Source organism: Methanolobus sp. (genome assembly GCF_016278385.1).
Taxonomy (GTDB): Archaea; Halobacteriota; Methanosarcinia; order Methanosarcinales; family Methanosarcinaceae; genus Methanolobus.
The window spans coordinates 13,741-30,732 of record NZ_JADQBY010000015.1; the positions used below are offsets into that span (position 1 = coordinate 13,741).

Genomic DNA, 16,992 nt, shown 5'->3' on the forward strand with positions numbered 1-16,992 from the left:
TTGTGCAAGTTAATATTTTATTAGAATGTAGTGATTTAAAATTGGGTATTTATGGAAATTTTGTTAATCTTCATATATAATGCATGTATTCCCTATTTATATAATTTTATGTATCTATTTTAACATTCTATCTGATTTTTTTGATATTCATCATATATTGAAACAAAACCTTTAAGCCTGTTTAGTAATATGGCACTAAAAGATGCTGTTTCTCAATGAGTTTCTGGTACTTGGAATAATTCTTGGTTTCACCGCAGGCATATCTCCGGGGCCATTGATGGCAATGACAATATCTGAAACTCTTCAGCATGGATCACGAGCAGGGGTAAAAGTTGCAATATCCCCATTGATAACAGATAGTCTGATAGTTTCATGTATTCTGTTTTTTCTGTTGAGTATTGAAAACCATGGTCCAGTGCTTGCTTGGATAAGTTTTGCCGGTGCATTTTACCTGATTTATCTTGGTGTATCGTCACTTAAGACCAGTGTCATTGACATTGTTATTACAAAAGAACGTGAAAATTCATTTAAAAGGGGTATTTTAGCCAATTTCCTGAGTCCTCATCCTTACCTGTTCTGGATCACCATTGGGGGTCCTATTCTATTTCAGGCTCTTGATGTTGATATATGGGCAACTGTTTTTTTCGTTGCCGGATTCTATTCTATTCTTGTAGGATCGAAGATTATGATTGCAATGGTTGTAGGAAAATCAAGATATTTCCTGAAAAGTAACTATTATCTTTATATAATTCGCTCTCTGGGGCTTGTTTATTTTATATTTGCCTTATTCTTCATTGAACAGGGTACGAATCTGCTGGGTTTGAAGATGTGATGTAACTAGATATATTATATATGACTAAGAATATAAAATAATACGTTTTTTACTGAGACTTTTCATTATTTTGTTAGAATTAAATTAAGCTTTGAATCTGCTTTGATATATGCTGTATTTGCCTCTGCCATTATCTGCGCAAACTCAGCTTCATTTACAGTGGCAGGAATTGTGCTTGTATTATCTTCACTTTTAATCTGTTCATCAACGCAACCTGCTATGAGGCAGGTTTGAGCATAATAGTAAGGCACAAGGGAAGTAACTTTAGTTTCATCGATTTGCTCCACTAAAAGCTAAGCTCTGCCACAATATAAATTGATATAATTCCATCACTTCTAACTCTTAATTTGATTCTGAGGTGTGTGTAGTAATTGACGTGAACAGCTAGGAGGATTCAGAGAAAGAAGCCACACCTCAGAACAAATGCTTACTATACCATGCCCTCATTATATTTCATGGTTTTAATAATTTATGGTATATATTTTAATAAATAATCCTTTTATTTAGAGGTACATTTTTGGTCCATATACTTAATACCCCGTTGAGCCAATGCTTACAGTACAGGAATAACCGTTCTTCTGAAATCAGTAAGTGAATATTCGACTCTAGGAGGATTTTCAAGATACATCTCACGACGGACAAGGCCATCATTCTCCAATTCCCTGAGTTGCTTTGTAAGCATTTTAAGGGATATTCCCGGTAGTGTCTGCTAAAGAGAATTAAAGCGCATTATATCTTCTTTCAGCTGCCAAAGGCTGAGTGGTTTCCATTTGCCTCCAATCACTTCAAGGGTGGCTTCAACAGGACAACTGTACTCTTGACCGTTTGCATTATTTGTGTTATCCTCAGTAACCATAATATATATACTATACTTTTTGTTAGCGAATAACAAAAATAAGTGTATGCATATAAATATAGCATAAGCTCATTTAATCTTCGAATACTTTGCATAAAAGTAATCATTCAAGCTTAAGAGGAAATGATCGAAATGAAAGTAGTAGGTTTTGTTGGAAGTCCTAGAAAGAATGGAAATACAGATGTACTTGTTCAGCAGGTTCTTGACGGGGCAATAGAAGCAGGCGCTGATGTAGAGAAATTCTATATCAATGATATGGACCTTAAAGGATGCCAGGGGTGCAATTACTGCAGAGCTGTGGAAGGATGTAAACTCAATGATGACATGACAAAAGCCTATGAAGCTCTCAAAAGTGCAGATGGTTTTGTTTTTGGCTCACCCATATACTTCTTCCAGTTAACCGGACAGATGAGACAGTTCATTGACCGCTGGTTTGCACTTATTAATCCCGATTTCACATCACGTCTGGATGCCGGTAAAAAAGCTGTCATAGTAGGTGCACAGGGTGCTCCGGATGCAGAAGCTTTTAAGCCAGTCTATGAGGAATTCTCAAGAGTTCTGCAAATGCTCGGTATGGATGTAAAAGGCACTTTTGTGGATATAGGACACCATGCACCGGGTGAGGTTAAGGAAAATGTTGAGCTCATGGAACAGGCAAAGATAGCTGGAACTCAAATTTTTGAGTGATTACCTGAAGAATGAACATGTATGTAAATGCGTGTTCTTATCATTTTTTAGTAAATTTATACTTATTCTTCAGCGTTTTTTCATTGCATAAAACTTGTCTTATAATCCCTGGTAAACGGATTGCTGACAAAAATAAAATTAGAATTGGTAAATCTGCACGGGCGTATCAAGACAGCAATTCTGTTCTCCTTTTCAAGAACAAAAATGATCTTTATTATCCGGTGACTTCTGTATATTGCATATTTTCCGATGTATTCAGACTGGTGTTTGAAACTGGACAGTCCAAATGTATACTTTCGTTAGCGGGAATAACTGGCACAGGATTAATCATTTCCGGATGTCCACAATAATAAGCGGTTCCGACTCTTGTCCTTCCTGGTATTCCTGCACATTTGGAATATAAAGGAATATGTTTTCTATAGTTGCATTTTGAGCATTCCATTTTTCTACTTCCTTGTTTTTTACAACCATAATATTGGTCGTTTTTATATTCTCTCTTTATATTAGTCAGAAAATCTGAATTATATGCATAGAAAATATATTTATGTTTATATTGTATTATGTTTTATAATATTTAGGTTAATCCCTTGGAGAACTATCAAAATATATTAATATGTATCTTTTATAGTGATGCTTATGTATGATTTACATATTATACATGCATGTAATATATTAACAAACCGAGAGTATTGTATAATCACCATCATCTCTCATTATTGTACCATACTAACCAGTTTTTCGTATTTTGAGAATACGGTCCTCCCTAATTGTCATTTGTTTTTGTTCCTGAACGCAGAGATAATAATAAGAAATATGGATGGATATATTGTCTTTATTGAGGGAAATTTCAGATGGAAAGAGTTTTGTATGGATTAGTGATTCTGTTCGTGGGAATTTTAATTGGTTCGAGTGGAGATACTTTATCGTGTGGCCCCGTACCTGTGGAAGGGTTACTTATTGTTGATGGAAGTGCATGGGGAGGTTCTTCAGATGAGAATCAGTCTATTCATCGTTATAACTATGAATTTACTCTCTACAATAATGGTCAGGATGATATCTATATAACAAAGGTTGAGCCTTTACTAGCCGAAAGTCGATTTATCATTTCATCACAGGATTCAGTTTCTCGACTGATTAACAGCAATGTCGCAGCAGGGTACAATATATCAGTTAATGGTAGCATTGAATTGTTTACTGAAAACTTATCAAAAGAGGAAATATTGGATATTCAGCCTATAGTGTACGTGAACATTTCTTCTACACAGACAATACCATATTTAATCCATGAAACATAAAATAAATGCATTTTAAATTTTTGCCGAGCGATTTCAAAATGAATATATGTACACTTATTTTCAATAAAGGAAATTAAGTGCGTGATACATAATATTTGTGTTTAAGGAAAGTTAGTTGTGTATACCTTACTTTTTATGATGTACCTCATACAATATAGATTCAGGGTTTAATTATAACCAATGTGTCAGGTTTATAATTGATAAAACTAATTTCCTCCAGATTATAAGTAATAATTTAATAATCAGATTGATATTTTTCTTTATTTTAACAGATGATTACAGATATATAATTAAATGCCATAAGCCTCATTATAAGCGCAGGTGTAAAAATGAAACTCAATCACAAAGATAGGGATCGAATGGTATCAATAGTAGCGTCCCGCTATTTCTCTGAACAGGGATGGAAATGGATTGATCTTAATTCAGATATCTCAAAGATATACAAGGCACGTGAAGATCTTCGGGATCAGTATTCTGAGTACCCATACATGTCTAGAGACTGGTATGTGAGCAACTCTGCCACAAAAAGCATTCATATGTGCGAGAACTGGAACGAACTGAGTGAGCTTGTAGAGTTTCTGAACGCTTACGGTCAGTATTTTGATTTCCTTGTCAAGGATACGAAGAAATCATTATGTATAGCAAGCACAGATGGATGTCTGACATCAGATGAAAAAAATGCTATATCTAATGCACGAAGATCCCGATACAATGTCTTTGTGTTCAGGGTAGATGTACCCGATTCGATTGATTTTGAGCTCATGCAGATAGGCGGCGGGGTATAATAAGTACCTTTTCTATCGATAGATTCATATTATATGCATCCTTTTGCGGCCCTACTTTTATATAGTATATATCTGTATTATACCCGACGTGGTTACAATTATGTAGTAACTCATTCTGTCAATGATTTACTACTTTATGAATATTATAAAGGTAAAGTTGACTAAAAATCTATCATTAAATAAAGTATATTGAGAGGAGTTTTAATATGGTATCTGAATTTTTAATTTATCTTGCCCCTCTTGCTGGTTTAGTTAGTTTGATATTCGCCGGTATTTTCGCGCGCAGTGTCCTCAAAGAAGGAGCTGGCTCAGAGAAAATGCAGGAAATATCAGGCGCAATCCAGGAAGGTGCAATGGCGTATTTGAATCGTCAGTATAAAACAATCGCAGTAGTAGCTATTATTCTCGCTGTACTTATCTTTGTTCTCCTTCCAGATGGAGGAAAGGTTGCACTCGGCTTCATTGTCGGTGCTATAAGTTCAGCAGCAGCAGGATATATAGGTATGAACGTTTCCGTAAGAGCAAACGTAAGAACAGCACATGCAGCATCCAAAAGCTTGCAGAAAGCAATGTCTGTCGCGTTCCGTGGTGGAGCTGTAACAGGTCTTGCAGTAGTCGGTCTTGCACTTCTTGGTACAAGTGGTTTCTACATCCTTTACGGTGATGTGGATCTTGTAATAGGATTTGGTTTTGGTGCCAGTCTTATCAGTCTATTTGCAAGAGTTGGCGGCGGAATCTTTACAAAGGCAGCAGATGTAGGTGCTGATCTTGTTGGTAAGATCGAAGCTGGAATTCCAGAAGATGACCCACGTAATGCAGGTGTAATTGCTGACAACGTAGGTGACAATGTAGGTGACTGTGCTGGTATGGGTGCTGACCTCTTTGAGACATATGTAGTAACAGTTCTCGCATCAATGCTTCTTGGTTCATTTGTCCTTGAGGCATTTCCAAACGCAATTCTTTACCCGCTCATTCTCGGTTCAGTGGCAATCTTCACATCCATCATATCCGTTTTCTTCGTAAAAGTTGGAAATGATGGCAAGATCATGAAGGCATTATACAAAGGTGTGGCAGTTTCTGCAGTCTTAAGTATCATAGCTTTCTATTTCGTAACAGATTACCTTATGGGTGATATTAAATTCTTCTATGCAGCTATTGTTGGTATCATCATCATGGTGCTCATGGTTGTATTCACAGAATATTACACTTCAACATCTTTCCGTCCGGTGAAGACAATTGCAAAAGCATCCGAAACAGGTGCTGGTACAAACGTTATATCCGGTCTTGCAATTGGTTTTGAAAGCACAGCATTTCCAGTGATGATCATTGTTATGGGTATTCTTGCTTCATACTTCATTGTAGGCGGTGTAGGTCCTGGGGCAAATCCTGCTCTTGGTATCTATGGTGTTGCAATTGCAGCAGCTGCAATGCTTTCAACCACAGGTATGATAGTCGCACTCGACTCATACGGTCCTATCACTGACAATGCTGGTGGTATTGCTGAAATGGCTGGTATGCCTTCAAACGTCCGTAAAATCACCGATGCGCTCGATGCAGTAGGGAACACAACAAAGGCAGTTACAAAGGGATATGCAATAGGTTCAGCAGCTCTTGGTGCTCTGGCACTTTTCGCAGATTATACCCACAAGGTAGACCTTAGTAATGCAGATCTCAGTCTTAGTGATCCATTAGTTCTTGTGGGTCTATTTATTGGTGGACTACTTCCATTCGTATTCAGTGCAATCACAATGCGTGCTGTAGGTAAAGCAGCCTTTGAGATCGTGAACGAAGTTCGTCGCCAGTTCCGTGAGATACCTGGTATCATGGAAGGAACCGGAAAGCCAGAATACGGCAAATGTGTGGACATCGTAACAGCAGCAGCTATTCGTGAAATGGCAATTCCTGGTTTCCTTGCTATTGCTACACCACTAGTAGTTGGACTTGTACTTGGTCCTGCAGCTCTTGGTGGCCTTCTCATTGGTATCATTGTATGTGGACTTTTGCTCGCACTTACAATGGATAATGGTGGTGGAGCATGGGATAATGCAAAGAAGCTTATTGAAGATGGAGAGCACGGTGGAAAAGGTTCAGAGGCTCACAAGGCAGCAGTCGTTGGTGACACTGTTGGTGACCCATTTAAGGACACATCCGGACCTGCACTCAACGCTTTGATCAAGGTCGTGAATATGGTTGCAATCCTGTTCGCATCCCTGTTCATCGGTGCAGGAATCTTCTAAAGCAAATAACAAATTCTATTTCCGGCTTTTGCCGGAAATCCTTTCTATTTTTTGAGTAGCTTCATCTGCAGTTTTTACTCTGCAGTATCAAGAAATATGTGTTATTCTATTTTGTAAACTAAAAGTACAGTATAGTATGGACTACGGAATCTAGCATCTTATTCTTTCAGAAAGGTTGCAGGATGAAAGAATCTTTAAAAATAAAAGAAAATAGAATCTGCTTGCAGATCCTTATTTTCTTCCAAGGAAGTAGTAAGCTACAGCACCCAGGATACCAAAAATAAATGCAACAACTATCCAGAGCACTTTCTTTATTGGTTCAAGGCCCTTATTGCGGGTCATAATATCGTAGATTACCCAGATAAAAGATACCAGGGTGAGCAATCCCCATAAGTTATATAACAACGACATATTTTACACCTCTAAAAAATAGAGTTTGTACTACATATATATTTATCTGAGAGTTTAAACTGCATGTCACATATCATAGTCCACTATGCTAATACACCTGTGTGGTAAGTATAATTAAAAGCATTTCAGTCATCATTCTCTGTTTAACCATGCTTCTTGGCAATCTTCTGCAAGAACTAATACGAACAGGTTAAAAATCAAGAATATCAGAAAAAACGTTTTGCACGGGTGGTTGGGTTTAATGAATTTGGGGAGTGGGGTTTAGTGTGGGAGTGGGTTTTGTGTATGAAAAGAGCCAACCGTGCAAGAACAAAGTGAAAAGTACATTATGGTATTTAAAAGTTATGATTTTGTTCTGCGTTTGCTGAAGTTGATCAGTTCAAGGTACATTATTATTCTTTCCTTATGTTTATCTTATGGGATGAAAATAAATAAGAGTGCTACATAGAAAGGCAATATACCTGGAGTTATAATAATGGTTGAGGACATCGGAACGGTTATTAGCAAAGGTTTTGATACCTGGATAAAGAATCTTAATATATGTGTTCCCTTTATACTAGAAATGATAACAGCAATTGCATTCTTTGTTTTTGCACTGCTCGTTTTTACACTGGTATTCATTGTTCCAATGATTTCAGAGCAAAATATTGATCCTGAAAGTATATCCCCGGAAGAAATGCTGAACATGTTCTCTAGTGTATTTTCGGAAAGTATGTTATTGTTGATCATTGTAGGGATTGTTCTTCTCATGCTCTATATGCTTGTACAGTCATTCTTTGCGGCCGGAGCCATAGGAATGGCAAAAGTAGCTTTAGAAAAAGGACATACAACTCTCAGTGACATGTTCCGTGCAGGCAGGGATAATTTTCTTAATCTTTTCCTCGTAAATATACTTGTCTCCATGCTGGCGATTGCAGGACTTATATTCCTTGTTCCTGGTATCATCTCAATAGGTGACATCAGTCTTTTCCTGTCAAATCCTGACAGTGAGGCTGCAGGTGTTGCAGCATTGATAATAGGCATGCTGGTATGGGCACTATACATAATAGGCCTGAGTATTATCTTTTTCCTTGTGGATTATGCCCTTGTAGTTGATGGTCTTGATCCCATCAGTGCAATAGAAAAAGGTATCTCTGTTTTCAAGCATAACATCTTTTCAGTTTTTATCATGTGGCTTCTGGTGGTCGTAATTAGTGCATTTCTGACTCTAATAGGGGAAGCGACATCTTATGTGGATGTAGTAGCCCAGACGTGGTCATTTGTTGAATTCATCCTGAGTACAATAGTGATACAGCCACTGATTACCGTTTTACTGACACGTTTTTATCTCACCAGAACAGAAAAGAAACTCTATTCTTTTGATGACTACATTCTTGACTACTGATTTCTTTTGAGAAGTTTGCAGGCCTGGCATACATCTTCTGTACATGCCTGTCCGCATATGCGACACTGTGAAAGTCCTTCCTGTGGAAATTCACGTCCAAGAATGCCCGATATCTTATCAAAACCACTCAAAAGGGCATATTTTGTGCCAGGATGCCGGACTTCAAAATCGTTGAGCATGACTCTAATTTCTCTTCTCATTGCTTCATGGGCGTATGGACATCCTCCAAAACCCAATGGAAGGTCGTGCAGGTAAGCATAGAGTGCAACCTCTTTTTCCGGGATATGCCTGAGTGGTTTCATTCTCAGCACAAGTCCTTCCAGTTCTTTGGGAGGAGCAAGTCTTACCATGCGTGAAACATCACCTTTCAGGTGATTCAGAAGAAGTGTCTGTGCTTCGTCGTCAAGATTATGTCCGATAGCCAGTTTTGTCGCACCGACTTCCAGTGCAATCTTGTTGAGCAATGATTTGCGAAGAACACCACAGTAGCTGCAAGCACCCTTCTCTCTCTGTTGCGGTGCTATCTCGTCCATGGTGGTATCATATTCTTCCTTAAATGAACGGACGATGTGCCTTATACCAAGTTTTTCAGTCAGTTCTTTTGCGGACTCTATAGTATCAGGGCGATATCCTTCGATACCCTCATCAATGGAAATACCCACCAATTCGATATCCGGTCTTTTACCGAATATCTGGTGCAATATGTGGAGGGTGGTACTGCTATCCTTACCACCACTCAGGCCCACTGCAATTATCTCATTCCTTTTGACGCTGTAATGTTTCCTTATTGTAAGCTTAATCTTACGTTCAACGTCTTCGATGAAGTGCTTTCTGCACAGGTGCATGCCGGAGTATTTCTGAAAAATAATGGCGTTATTGTTACATTTGTTGCATTTAATCGTTTTTGTATCCATTCCTGTAAGGACATGGAATCTTAATATATAAATTTGTCCTGGCAAATTAAAGTATACGAATTATTACGATACATTTATTTTAAAATCAAAAAGCAAAAGTTAAATACTAATCACATATTTTTATGCAAAACGTAAAGGAAAACGATAATGAGTATACTTACCGATGTTCCCCTGTGGACATTTCTGGTATCAGTGCTTGCTGGCTATATTTTAGGAGTCGTCTCAGGTCTGGTACCGGGCATCCATACCAACAATTTTGCATTGATATTACTTGCATTCTCTCCTTTTCTTTCAGAAAAAGGATTACCTGTTGTCTGTGTTGCATCCATGATACTGGCAAATTCCATATCTCATACGTTCCACGACATAATTCCATCTATTTTTCTTGGAGCACCCGGCGAAGATACGGCACTGGCAGTCCTTCCCGGTCACACTTTGCTACTTGAAGGACATGGTCCACAGGCTGTTCGCCTCTCGGCTCTGGGAAGTGCGGGTTCAGTGGTTTTATCAATGCTCACTGTTATCCCACTTTCACTTATATTTGTGAAAAGTTATACTCTCATCCAGGAAAACATGGCTTATATTCTCATCTTTGTGATACTTTTGATGGTCATGACAGAAAAAGGTGAATATTATCCTGGGGAAGGACGGCAAAAAGTATGGAGAAAAAGAGCTTTTGCAATTTTACTAATTGGTATGAGCGGTCTTTTAGGCATATTTGCATTCAGGATGGAGTACATGTCAGTTCCCTTAGTTGACTGGGGGCAGGGGTCAATACTATTGCCACTGCTAAGTGGACTCTTTGGTGCATCTCAGCTTATAGTAAGTCTTTTCTCAGATCCTGTTATTCCTGCACAATATGATTCAAAACTGGACCTTGAAAAAAGAAGGATGATCAGAGGAGTATTCACCGGAAGCATCTGTGGTTCTATTGTAGCATGGCTACCGGGTATTTCTTCATCAATAGCAACAGTCTTTGCCCGTCTTTTTGTTAAGCAGGAAGAAATGGGCAAAAAAAGTGGATACAAAAACGATGAGGCTTTTCTGAGCTCGTCAAAAGAGTTCATTGTATCCATTTCAGGTGTTAATACAAGTAATGCAATATTTGGTTTAATGGCACTTGCATTCATCGGAAAAACAAGAAGTGGTGCAATGGTAGCTATAAATGAACTGATGAACGGTATCTCTCTGGAATTTTCACTTGTATTACTATTTTTGTGTGCAATACTACTGACATCATTGCTATCATACTTCTCTACTATATATCTTGGTGATAACATCCATAATGTGCTGGAAAAAATAAATTATCCCAAACTTTGCTACAGTATTATCTTTTTCCTTGCAGTCATGGTATTGCTGTCAACAGGAATATTTGGTTTGCTGATATTTATCATATCGATTCCCATAGGAATGCTTGCACCGTTTCTGGGTATAAAAAAGAGCCATGCAATGGGCGTGATATTGCTACCTGTAATCCTGTATTTTATCTAGCTTGTTCAAGGTTGATATCATTATAAAAACAAGCAGTGAGGAGTAGTAACAGAATAAGGATCCCTGAAGGCATTACAGATTTATCGATAATACATAAAAAGTGATTACAAAATATAGCTTAATGATTAGGTGGCTCTAAATATATCCTTAGAATATCTTTCATGTTATCAACAGTCATAGGCTTAAATATATATTCTGAAAAACCGGATTTCAAGTAGAATTCCCTGTCGTCATTTCCTCTATAAGAAGCGGTGATTGCTATTACAGGTATACTTGAATTTAATGGTATTTCAAATATAAAAATACTGCCTTTTCCAAGTTCACTTTCAATCCGGATATGACCACCATGCATCTCGATCCGTTTTTTAACCAGAGCCAGACCAAGTCCTGTACCATCAATCTTTCTTGAGATGGATCCGTCCATCTGTACAAACGGTTCAAATATCCTTTCGATATTTTCGTTTTCTATACCGATGCCAGTATCATGTACTAAAAACAGGACGACGTTATTATCTCTTTTTACTTCTACATTTATCGAGCCTTCGTCGTGTGTGAACTTGATTGCATTTTCAACAAGATTATACAATATGTTCTTCAACTTTTCCCTATCTGCAACGATATCTTCAATGCCCTGATCAATTTGAGAAGTAATTTTAACGTCTTTCTTTGCTGCCTTTGTTAAAAGAACATTCCTTGTTTCGTATATTAGATCCCCTATATTGATTGATTGCAGTTGAAGGGAGCCATAAATCCATTTTCTATATTTGTAAAATCGAGTATTCGGTTGACTATAGTTAGAAGGTCCTGTCCACTTTGATTTATGCATTTGATATGCTCTTTAAATGTATTTTCATCTTTTTCATTGCCATCACAGAGCAGCAAATCAGAAAAGCCGATTGCTGCAGTTAGCGGCGTTCTGAGTTCATGAGTGACGTTCTTTAGCATCTCACTTTTCAAGCGGTTAGACTCATCTGCAGCAGCCTTTGCGTACAAAAGAACTTCTTCTGCTTTCACCCATGGTGTGATGTCTACTTGTGTTCCTATCAGATGATGTGGCTTACCACTTTCATCAATTTCTGTAGCCTTTCCTTTTATTGACACCCACACCCAATCTCATGATATGTGTTTCATTCTTAATTTGATATGTAGTGGTTCCAACAAATTATTACACTTTCCGTTTTAGTGATGGAACACCTAATACTGTGATTTCTATAGATGAAGGGGAGACAACTTATCTGGATGACTATATTTGAAAGTTATCCAGTTAATTCTTGAAAAAAGGAATCGATTGTTTTCTGAAAATGTATTTGATACTACAATTTCACCTTACATTCAAGTATCTCAGTATTATCGTGTGAATAAACAGGAGAGCAATCTAAACTCGTCGTCTCCTATATTTTTGATATTGTGGGGAGTTCCGGGGTGAATGCAGATGGATTCTCCTTCTTCGACTAAAATTGATTCTTTCCCAAGTGTCATCATACCACAGCCCGATAAAATGCGATATATCTCTTCTGTGACTTTGTGTCGATGTAAAAGTGTTGTACTTCCTGCAGGTACCGTGGCATCAGCAAGACTCTGAGCCGCGTTACCATGCACAAGAGAATGTATTAGTTTCCTGATGGATGAACCATCTGTTGTGATGTAGGCTTCTACCATCTTGCAGGAAGTACTGATCATCATGGAGATCATATTTTTTCTTCTTTCTCAAAACCTGCTATCATTTCAAGCATCTTATCCTTGATATCAGTTACAGAGTCAACCCACTTGCCTCCGACATCAATTGGTGCGAGTCCATTGAAGTCAGCTTCCATAAGATCAGGATCGTATGGAATTTCTCCCAGTACGAGAATGCCAAGTTCTTCAAGTTTTGGTTTAATATTTGCGGAAGTTCCTTTATTAATAATTGCAGCAAGATGTTTTACATCAATACCTTCGGAAAGTTGTTTGATCCTCTGGGCAGTTTCAATTGAACGCATTCCCGGTTCAACAACCACTATCATAAGATCTATTCCACGGGTAGTTCCTCTTCCAAGATGCTCAATTCCTGCTTCCATATCCAGTATCACAGCACTGGAATCTTTTAGCACCACATGGCGCAAAAAAGCTTTCAAGAACGCTGAAGCAGGACACATGCAGCCACTTCCGCCTCTCTCTATAGTTCCCATAACGAGCATTTTGACATTGTCAGGGCCAACAACACCGAACTTATCCACAATGTCATCGACCTTCGGGTTGAACTTGAACATGCCTCCCTTTTCTCCTGCTCTCTCTTCAATGAGATCCTGATAGTCAGTAAGTGGTGCGGGGGCTTTTTCTATACCCAAGGAAGAAGCAAGATTCATATCAGCATCGGCATCAATGGCAAGCACATCATACCCATCCCTTGCCAGCATTCTTGCAAGAGTTCCGGAAAATGTTGTCTTGCCTACTCCACCTTTCCCTGTGACTGCAATTTTAACCATGCTCAGAACTGAGAATTTATGTGAATTATATCTTCCGGTTGCACTCATTCTATAGTACGTACAAGTTCCAGCATTTCATCCAGTTCACTTTCTCCGTCTATTGAGAACAGTGTGTCATTTATCGGCCAGACTTCAATACGGTATTCCCCATCCGGGACAAGTCCCATAACAATGGTGCTGGTATCTTCATTTTCAAATGCAGTGACAAAACCCAGCATTCTCATTCCCGAATCAGTAGAGTTACCTGATGCTGAGAATATCTTCACCATCGTTTCAGTCCCGTCTGCCAGTATAAGGTTTCTCGAAGTTTTTTCCTGAAGGTTTTCAATATCACTGCCATCCTCTATTTCATCGATCTTCTTTTCCATTATTTTGGATACAAGTCCTGTTGGAAGTTTAGCTCCGGAGGGCAAAGACAGGCGGTATGTGATTATCTGTGCGCTCAGGTTTTCTGGTATTGGTATGGAAAGAGGCAGCTTGTTAGATTCCTGGAAATCACTTACCTGTTTACTTATATCCTCGCTCAGTCTATCATTATGATATTTTACAGTCGTGGAATTGAGAACTATACTTGTTGAATCAGTAACTGTTTGCTCTAATGAATTTTCTTCGATGGATACCTCTGACCATCCATAAGCCAACAGTGCATTATCATCGATAACTGCGGGACTTGCCTGTGGAGTTTCAAGGCATCCAGAACTCAGGGAAATTATGAATAATAGTGAAATTAATAAATAAATATTCTTTATATTCAAAACCAAAAGTATCACCTGAATCTACTATGATTCTATTTATATATATATTAAAGCACTTGTTGTTAACGATTGTTGGTTCCCCTTCTTTTTTTAGATATAAAAATCATATAGTTTATATTGTTGATGTTCAATAACTCCTATTGATGTATGACATGGAATCCCGTTTCAGGCAAATACGAAAAGTAATGGTCTATGTGCTTTTCCTGAATCTGGCAGTGGCTTTTGCCAAGATTGCCTACGGTTTTTACACAAACGTACTCAGTATGCAGTCAGATGGTTTCCATTCTCTTTTTGACGGTGTTTCCAATATTGTAGGTCTAATTGGTATTCAGATCGCAGCAAAACCTCCTGACAGGGAGCATCCTTACGGACATCGTAAGTTTGAGACACTTGCCTCTATTGCGATAGCAGTAATACTGGCTGTTGTTGCTTTTGAAATAGTTCATTCAGCATTTGAGCGCTTTGGAAATAATAATCATCCGGAGGTTACTGCAATAAGTTTTGTAGTGATGCTTGTAACAATGCTGGTCAATTATTCAGTGACTACCTATGAAAGCAAAAAAGGCAAAGAACTGAACAGTGAAGTCCTTCTTGCAGATTCTGCCCATACGAGAAGTGATATTTATGTTTCACTTTCTGTTATTATCGGCCTAATAGCAATCCGCCTTGGTTATCCTATAATCGACCCGGCTGTTTCAATACTAATAGCACTTGTTATATTGCATGCAGGTGCAGAGATTATTTTCTATAGTGTATCTATTCTGGCCGACGAATCCCAGATAGACACTGAAGAGATTGCAGAGGTGGTTCGCAATGTTGAGGGTGTGTTAGATTGCCACAAAATACGAACTCGTGGACCACCCGGAAATGTTTATGTGGATCTGCATGTGGAAGTTGATCCTGATATGAGTACCTACAAATCCCATACCATTTCCCATATTGTCCAGTATCGTATCAAGGAGAGTTTTGAAGGAATAGAGGATGTCCTTGTGCACATTGAGCCAGCTCATACACGGTCCATATAAATATTATCAGGAACTCTATACGATTATGCCAGGAAATTCATTCGGACATTCATTCAGGATAACAACCTGGGGCGAATCTCACGGGAAAGCCCTGGGAGTAGTTGTTGACGGAGTACCGGCAGGACTTGAACTTTCAGAAGCCGACATTCAGAAAGATCTCGATCGCCGCCGTCCTGGCCAGAGCGAAGTATCAACTCCCCGCTCAGAAGCCGATTCCGTGGAAATATTGTCCGGTGTACTTGAGGGTGTTACAACAGGAATGCCCGTATCCATGCTTGTCTGGAACAAGAATGCCAAATCCAGTGCTTATGATTATATCAAGGATATTCCGCGCCCAGGCCATGCAGACCTTTTCTATTCTGAGAAATATGGCATCCGTGACCATAGGGGCGGCGGAAGGTCGTCAGGTAGGGAAACCATTGGCAGGGTTGCCGGTGGTGCTGTTGCTAAAAAGATCCTCGCTCTGGCTGGCATAGAAGTATTCGCCCATGTCATCGAACTTGGCTGTATAAAAGCAAAGCAGCTTTCTTTTGATGAGATACGCTTGAACGTTGAGAAAAACGTTGTACGTTGTGCAGACCCACAAGCCGCTGAAAAGATGCTTGAGCAGGTGAATACTGCACGTCTTGTAGGTGACAGTATTGGCGGTATCGTGGAAATAATAGCCACAGGTGTGCCTGTGGGTCTTGGAGAACCTGTATTTGGCAAGCTGGATGCAGATATTGCCTGTGCAATGATGAGCATAGGTGCTGTAAAAGGTGTGGAGTTTGGCGCAGGCTTTGAATGCTCCAGGATGAAGGGAAGCCAGATGAACGACCCGTTCACACTTGAGAATGGACAGGTAGTTCCAAAAACGAATAATGCAGGTGGCATGATTGGTGGTATATCCACAGGGATGCCAATAATCTGCAGGATAGCAGTAAAACCAACGCCTTCTATCTCAAAGACCCAGAAAAGTGTCGATATGGCTGTAATGAAAGAGATAGACCTTGAAGTCCATGGCAGGCATGATCCCACAATTCCACCAAGAATGGTGCCTGTAGCACAGTCCATGATGGCAGTGGTGCTTGCTGACCATATGATCAGAAGCGGACGAATAGATCCGGATTCCTTGCTGAGGTGAATGCTCCAGCACTCATCTAACCTTTTTCGGCTTTGTTAATCAAACATAGTTATATGCTAGTATGATTGTTCGTCGACAACGCTACAAATACCATGATTGTGGGTACAATTATTCAGTAGAGATAAAATAAACTGCTATCCTATGTCTGTTAAACGGCAGGCTTTACAACTATATCTTGAAGGATTAGGATTTCGTTCAGTTGGAAGGTTTTTAGGTGTTAGCCATGTTTCGGTTCAAAAATGGATTCGAAAGTTTGGCAGTGAATTAGATGATCTAAATAGTGAAAATGAGATATCTGTTGTAGAATTGGATGAGATGCACATATATCGGGAACAAAAAAACTACTGTTGAATCTGGATTGCTGTTGATAGAGATGGAAAGAAATTCATCGACTGCTCTTTTGGCAGCAGATGAACAAAAACAGAACAAAAACTCTGGAAAAAGCTAAAAACAAAAGTGGTTGGAGAAGTAATGACTGATTACTGGAGGACATATGTAGAGTTTCTTCCCAGGAATATTCATACTCAGTCTAAAACAGAAACATATATATTTGAAGGATACAACAGCATATTTAGACACTTTCTGGCGTGATTAAGAAGAAAGTCAAAGTGTTATACAAAGAGTCTTGAAATGCTGAAATATTCTGTTTTGCTTTTGATAAAATACAGAAATAAGGAATTAACCATGTTTGGTTAACAATGCCAAAAAATCAACCCCTTATCGCTGGGAAAG

At 38.8% G+C, this 16,992-nt stretch carries 20 protein-coding genes and 1 pseudogene; 10 read left to right on the forward strand and 11 right to left on the reverse strand.

Annotation, left to right across the window (positions count from 1 at the left end; translation table 11 throughout):
- Positions 1 to 202: 202 nt before the first annotated feature.
- Positions 203 to 832, forward strand: a complete 630-nt coding sequence (locus QZZ23_RS07090; protein WP_292468220.1) for a LysE family translocator — start codon at positions 203 to 205, stop codon at positions 830 to 832.
- A 65-nt stretch (positions 833 to 897) separates the two neighbouring features.
- On the opposite strand, the gene QZZ23_RS07095 is transcribed toward QZZ23_RS07090, so the two are convergent.
- From QZZ23_RS07095 to QZZ23_RS07105, 3 genes are all read right to left on the reverse strand, one after another.
- Complete coding sequence (locus tag QZZ23_RS07095) at positions 898 to 1,119, reverse strand: hypothetical protein (protein ID WP_292468223.1); 222 nt, start codon at positions 1,117 to 1,119, stop codon at positions 898 to 900.
- Between the two features lie 266 nt (positions 1,120 to 1,385).
- The gene (locus tag QZZ23_RS07100) at positions 1,386 to 1,526 is read right to left on the reverse strand and encodes a winged helix-turn-helix transcriptional regulator (RefSeq protein WP_292468342.1); all 141 of its coding nucleotides are present in this window, start codon (positions 1,524 to 1,526) and stop codon (positions 1,386 to 1,388) included.
- A 15-nt stretch (positions 1,527 to 1,541) separates the two neighbouring features.
- Complete coding sequence (locus QZZ23_RS07105) at positions 1,542 to 1,688, reverse strand: hypothetical protein (RefSeq protein WP_292468226.1); 147 nt, start codon at positions 1,686 to 1,688, stop codon at positions 1,542 to 1,544.
- A 123-nt stretch (positions 1,689 to 1,811) separates the two neighbouring features.
- On the opposite strand from QZZ23_RS07105, the gene QZZ23_RS07110 reads away from it, so the two are divergent.
- Positions 1,812 to 2,375, forward strand: a complete 564-nt coding sequence (locus QZZ23_RS07110; protein ID WP_292468228.1) for a flavodoxin family protein — start codon at positions 1,812 to 1,814, stop codon at positions 2,373 to 2,375.
- Positions 2,376 to 2,702: 327 nt separating this feature from the next.
- On the opposite strand, the gene QZZ23_RS07115 is transcribed toward QZZ23_RS07110, so the two are convergent.
- A complete protein-coding gene (locus QZZ23_RS07115; protein WP_292468232.1) occupies positions 2,703 to 2,846 on the reverse strand; it encodes a hypothetical protein in 144 nt (47 codons plus the stop codon).
- A gap of 380 nt (positions 2,847 to 3,226) precedes the next feature.
- Between QZZ23_RS07115 and QZZ23_RS07120 the strand changes: the two genes are divergently transcribed.
- The 3 genes from QZZ23_RS07120 (at position 3,227) to QZZ23_RS07130 (ending at position 6,692) form a co-directional block, all read left to right on the forward strand.
- The gene (locus QZZ23_RS07120; protein ID WP_292468235.1) at positions 3,227 to 3,670 is read left to right on the forward strand and encodes a hypothetical protein; all 444 of its coding nucleotides are present in this window, start codon (positions 3,227 to 3,229) and stop codon (positions 3,668 to 3,670) included.
- Between the two features lie 359 nt (positions 3,671 to 4,029).
- Entirely contained in the window at positions 4,030 to 4,455 is a 426-nt protein-coding gene (locus QZZ23_RS07125) for a hypothetical protein (RefSeq protein ID WP_292468237.1), read from the forward strand.
- Between the two features lie 206 nt (positions 4,456 to 4,661).
- Positions 4,662 to 6,692 (forward strand): sodium-translocating pyrophosphatase, encoded by a 2,031-nt coding sequence (locus QZZ23_RS07130; protein ID WP_292468239.1) that lies wholly within the window; start codon positions 4,662 to 4,664, stop codon positions 6,690 to 6,692.
- A 231-nt stretch (positions 6,693 to 6,923) separates the two neighbouring features.
- On the opposite strand, the gene QZZ23_RS07135 is transcribed toward QZZ23_RS07130, so the two are convergent.
- Complete coding sequence (locus tag QZZ23_RS07135; RefSeq protein ID WP_292468241.1) at positions 6,924 to 7,103, reverse strand: PLDc N-terminal domain-containing protein; 180 nt, start codon at positions 7,101 to 7,103, stop codon at positions 6,924 to 6,926.
- A 475-nt stretch (positions 7,104 to 7,578) separates the two neighbouring features.
- Here QZZ23_RS07135 and QZZ23_RS07140 point away from each other — a divergent pair, with 475 nt between their 5' ends.
- Positions 7,579 to 8,487 (forward strand): hypothetical protein, encoded by a 909-nt coding sequence (locus QZZ23_RS07140; protein ID WP_292468243.1) that lies wholly within the window; start codon positions 7,579 to 7,581, stop codon positions 8,485 to 8,487.
- Here QZZ23_RS07140 and QZZ23_RS07145 read toward each other — a convergent pair.
- The gene (locus tag QZZ23_RS07145) at positions 8,481 to 9,401 is read right to left on the reverse strand and encodes a TIGR00269 family protein (protein ID WP_292468245.1); all 921 of its coding nucleotides are present in this window, start codon (positions 9,399 to 9,401) and stop codon (positions 8,481 to 8,483) included. The genes QZZ23_RS07140 and QZZ23_RS07145 overlap by 7 nt on opposite strands.
- A gap of 147 nt (positions 9,402 to 9,548) precedes the next feature.
- Between QZZ23_RS07145 and QZZ23_RS07150 the strand changes: the two genes are divergently transcribed.
- The gene (locus QZZ23_RS07150; RefSeq protein WP_292468247.1) at positions 9,549 to 10,892 is read left to right on the forward strand and encodes a tripartite tricarboxylate transporter permease; all 1,344 of its coding nucleotides are present in this window, start codon (positions 9,549 to 9,551) and stop codon (positions 10,890 to 10,892) included.
- Positions 10,893 to 11,010: 118 nt separating this feature from the next.
- Here the strand turns inward: QZZ23_RS07150 and QZZ23_RS07155 are convergent, their stop codons facing one another.
- The 5 genes from QZZ23_RS07155 to QZZ23_RS07175 all read right to left on the reverse strand — a co-directional run bounded on the left by QZZ23_RS07155 (position 11,011) and on the right by QZZ23_RS07175 (position 14,118).
- Positions 11,011 to 11,490 carry an ATP-binding protein gene (locus QZZ23_RS07155; protein WP_292468249.1) on the reverse strand — a complete coding sequence of 160 codons (480 nt, stop codon included), beginning with the start codon at positions 11,488 to 11,490 and terminating at the stop codon, positions 11,011 to 11,013.
- 116 nt (positions 11,491 to 11,606) lie between these two features.
- On the reverse strand, positions 11,607 to 11,993 hold the full coding sequence (locus tag QZZ23_RS07160; protein ID WP_292468251.1) for a histidine kinase dimerization/phospho-acceptor domain-containing protein: 387 nt from the start codon (positions 11,991 to 11,993) through the stop codon (positions 11,607 to 11,609).
- Between the two features lie 246 nt (positions 11,994 to 12,239).
- Positions 12,240 to 12,584: a cupin domain-containing protein gene (locus tag QZZ23_RS07165; RefSeq protein WP_292468253.1), complete on the reverse strand. Its 345-nt coding sequence runs from the start codon at positions 12,582 to 12,584 to the stop codon at positions 12,240 to 12,242.
- A complete protein-coding gene (locus QZZ23_RS07170) occupies positions 12,581 to 13,357 on the reverse strand; it encodes a carbon monoxide dehydrogenase accessory protein CooC (RefSeq protein WP_292468255.1) in 777 nt (258 codons plus the stop codon). The genes QZZ23_RS07165 and QZZ23_RS07170 overlap by 4 nt, the downstream gene beginning before the upstream one ends.
- 44 nt (positions 13,358 to 13,401) lie before the next feature.
- On the reverse strand, positions 13,402 to 14,118 hold the full coding sequence (locus QZZ23_RS07175; protein WP_292468257.1) for a hypothetical protein: 717 nt from the start codon (positions 14,116 to 14,118) through the stop codon (positions 13,402 to 13,404).
- A 137-nt stretch (positions 14,119 to 14,255) separates the two neighbouring features.
- Between QZZ23_RS07175 and QZZ23_RS07180 the strand changes: the two genes are divergently transcribed.
- From QZZ23_RS07180 to QZZ23_RS07190, 3 genes and pseudogenes are all read left to right on the forward strand, one after another.
- Positions 14,256 to 15,137, forward strand: a complete 882-nt coding sequence (locus QZZ23_RS07180) for a cation diffusion facilitator family transporter (RefSeq protein WP_366931326.1) — start codon at positions 14,256 to 14,258, stop codon at positions 15,135 to 15,137.
- A gap of 25 nt (positions 15,138 to 15,162) precedes the next feature.
- Positions 15,163 to 16,260: a chorismate synthase gene (aroC, locus tag QZZ23_RS07185; RefSeq protein ID WP_292468259.1), complete on the forward strand. Its 1,098-nt coding sequence runs from the start codon at positions 15,163 to 15,165 to the stop codon at positions 16,258 to 16,260.
- A gap of 61 nt (positions 16,261 to 16,321) precedes the next feature.
- A pseudogene (locus tag QZZ23_RS07190) lies at positions 16,322 to 16,956 on the forward strand (IS1 family transposase).
- Positions 16,957 to 16,992 lie beyond the last annotated feature (36 nt).

Coding starts and splice junctions, on each gene's coding strand:
- QZZ23_RS07150 (WP_292468247.1), top strand. CDS start 9,549: ATGAGTATACTTACCGATGTTCCCCTGTGGACATTTCTGGTATCAGTG.
- QZZ23_RS07115 (WP_292468232.1), bottom strand. CDS start 2,846: ATGGTTGTAAAAAACAAGGAAGTAGAAAAATGGAATGCTCAAAATGCA.
- QZZ23_RS07125 (WP_292468237.1), top strand. CDS start 4,030: ATGGTATCAATAGTAGCGTCCCGCTATTTCTCTGAACAGGGATGGAAA.
- QZZ23_RS07090 (WP_292468220.1), top strand. CDS start 203: ATGCTGTTTCTCAATGAGTTTCTGGTACTTGGAATAATTCTTGGTTTC.
- QZZ23_RS07130 (WP_292468239.1), top strand. CDS start 4,662: ATGGTATCTGAATTTTTAATTTATCTTGCCCCTCTTGCTGGTTTAGTT.
- QZZ23_RS07180 (WP_366931326.1), top strand. CDS start 14,256: ATGTATGACATGGAATCCCGTTTCAGGCAAATACGAAAAGTAATGGTC.
- QZZ23_RS07135 (WP_292468241.1), bottom strand. CDS start 7,103: ATGTCGTTGTTATATAACTTATGGGGATTGCTCACCCTGGTATCTTTT.
- QZZ23_RS07145 (WP_292468245.1), bottom strand. CDS start 9,401: ATGGATACAAAAACGATTAAATGCAACAAATGTAACAATAACGCCATT.
- QZZ23_RS07110 (WP_292468228.1), top strand. CDS start 1,812: ATGATCGAAATGAAAGTAGTAGGTTTTGTTGGAAGTCCTAGAAAGAAT.
- QZZ23_RS07120 (WP_292468235.1), top strand. CDS start 3,227: ATGGAAAGAGTTTTGTATGGATTAGTGATTCTGTTCGTGGGAATTTTA.
- aroC (WP_292468259.1), top strand. CDS start 15,163: ATGCCAGGAAATTCATTCGGACATTCATTCAGGATAACAACCTGGGGC.
- QZZ23_RS07170 (WP_292468255.1), bottom strand. CDS start 13,357: ATGGTTAAAATTGCAGTCACAGGGAAAGGTGGAGTAGGCAAGACAACA.
- QZZ23_RS07140 (WP_292468243.1), top strand. CDS start 7,579: ATGGTTGAGGACATCGGAACGGTTATTAGCAAAGGTTTTGATACCTGG.
- QZZ23_RS07165 (WP_292468253.1), bottom strand. CDS start 12,584: ATGATCTCCATGATGATCAGTACTTCCTGCAAGATGGTAGAAGCCTAC.
- QZZ23_RS07105 (WP_292468226.1), bottom strand. CDS start 1,688: ATGGTTACTGAGGATAACACAAATAATGCAAACGGTCAAGAGTACAGT.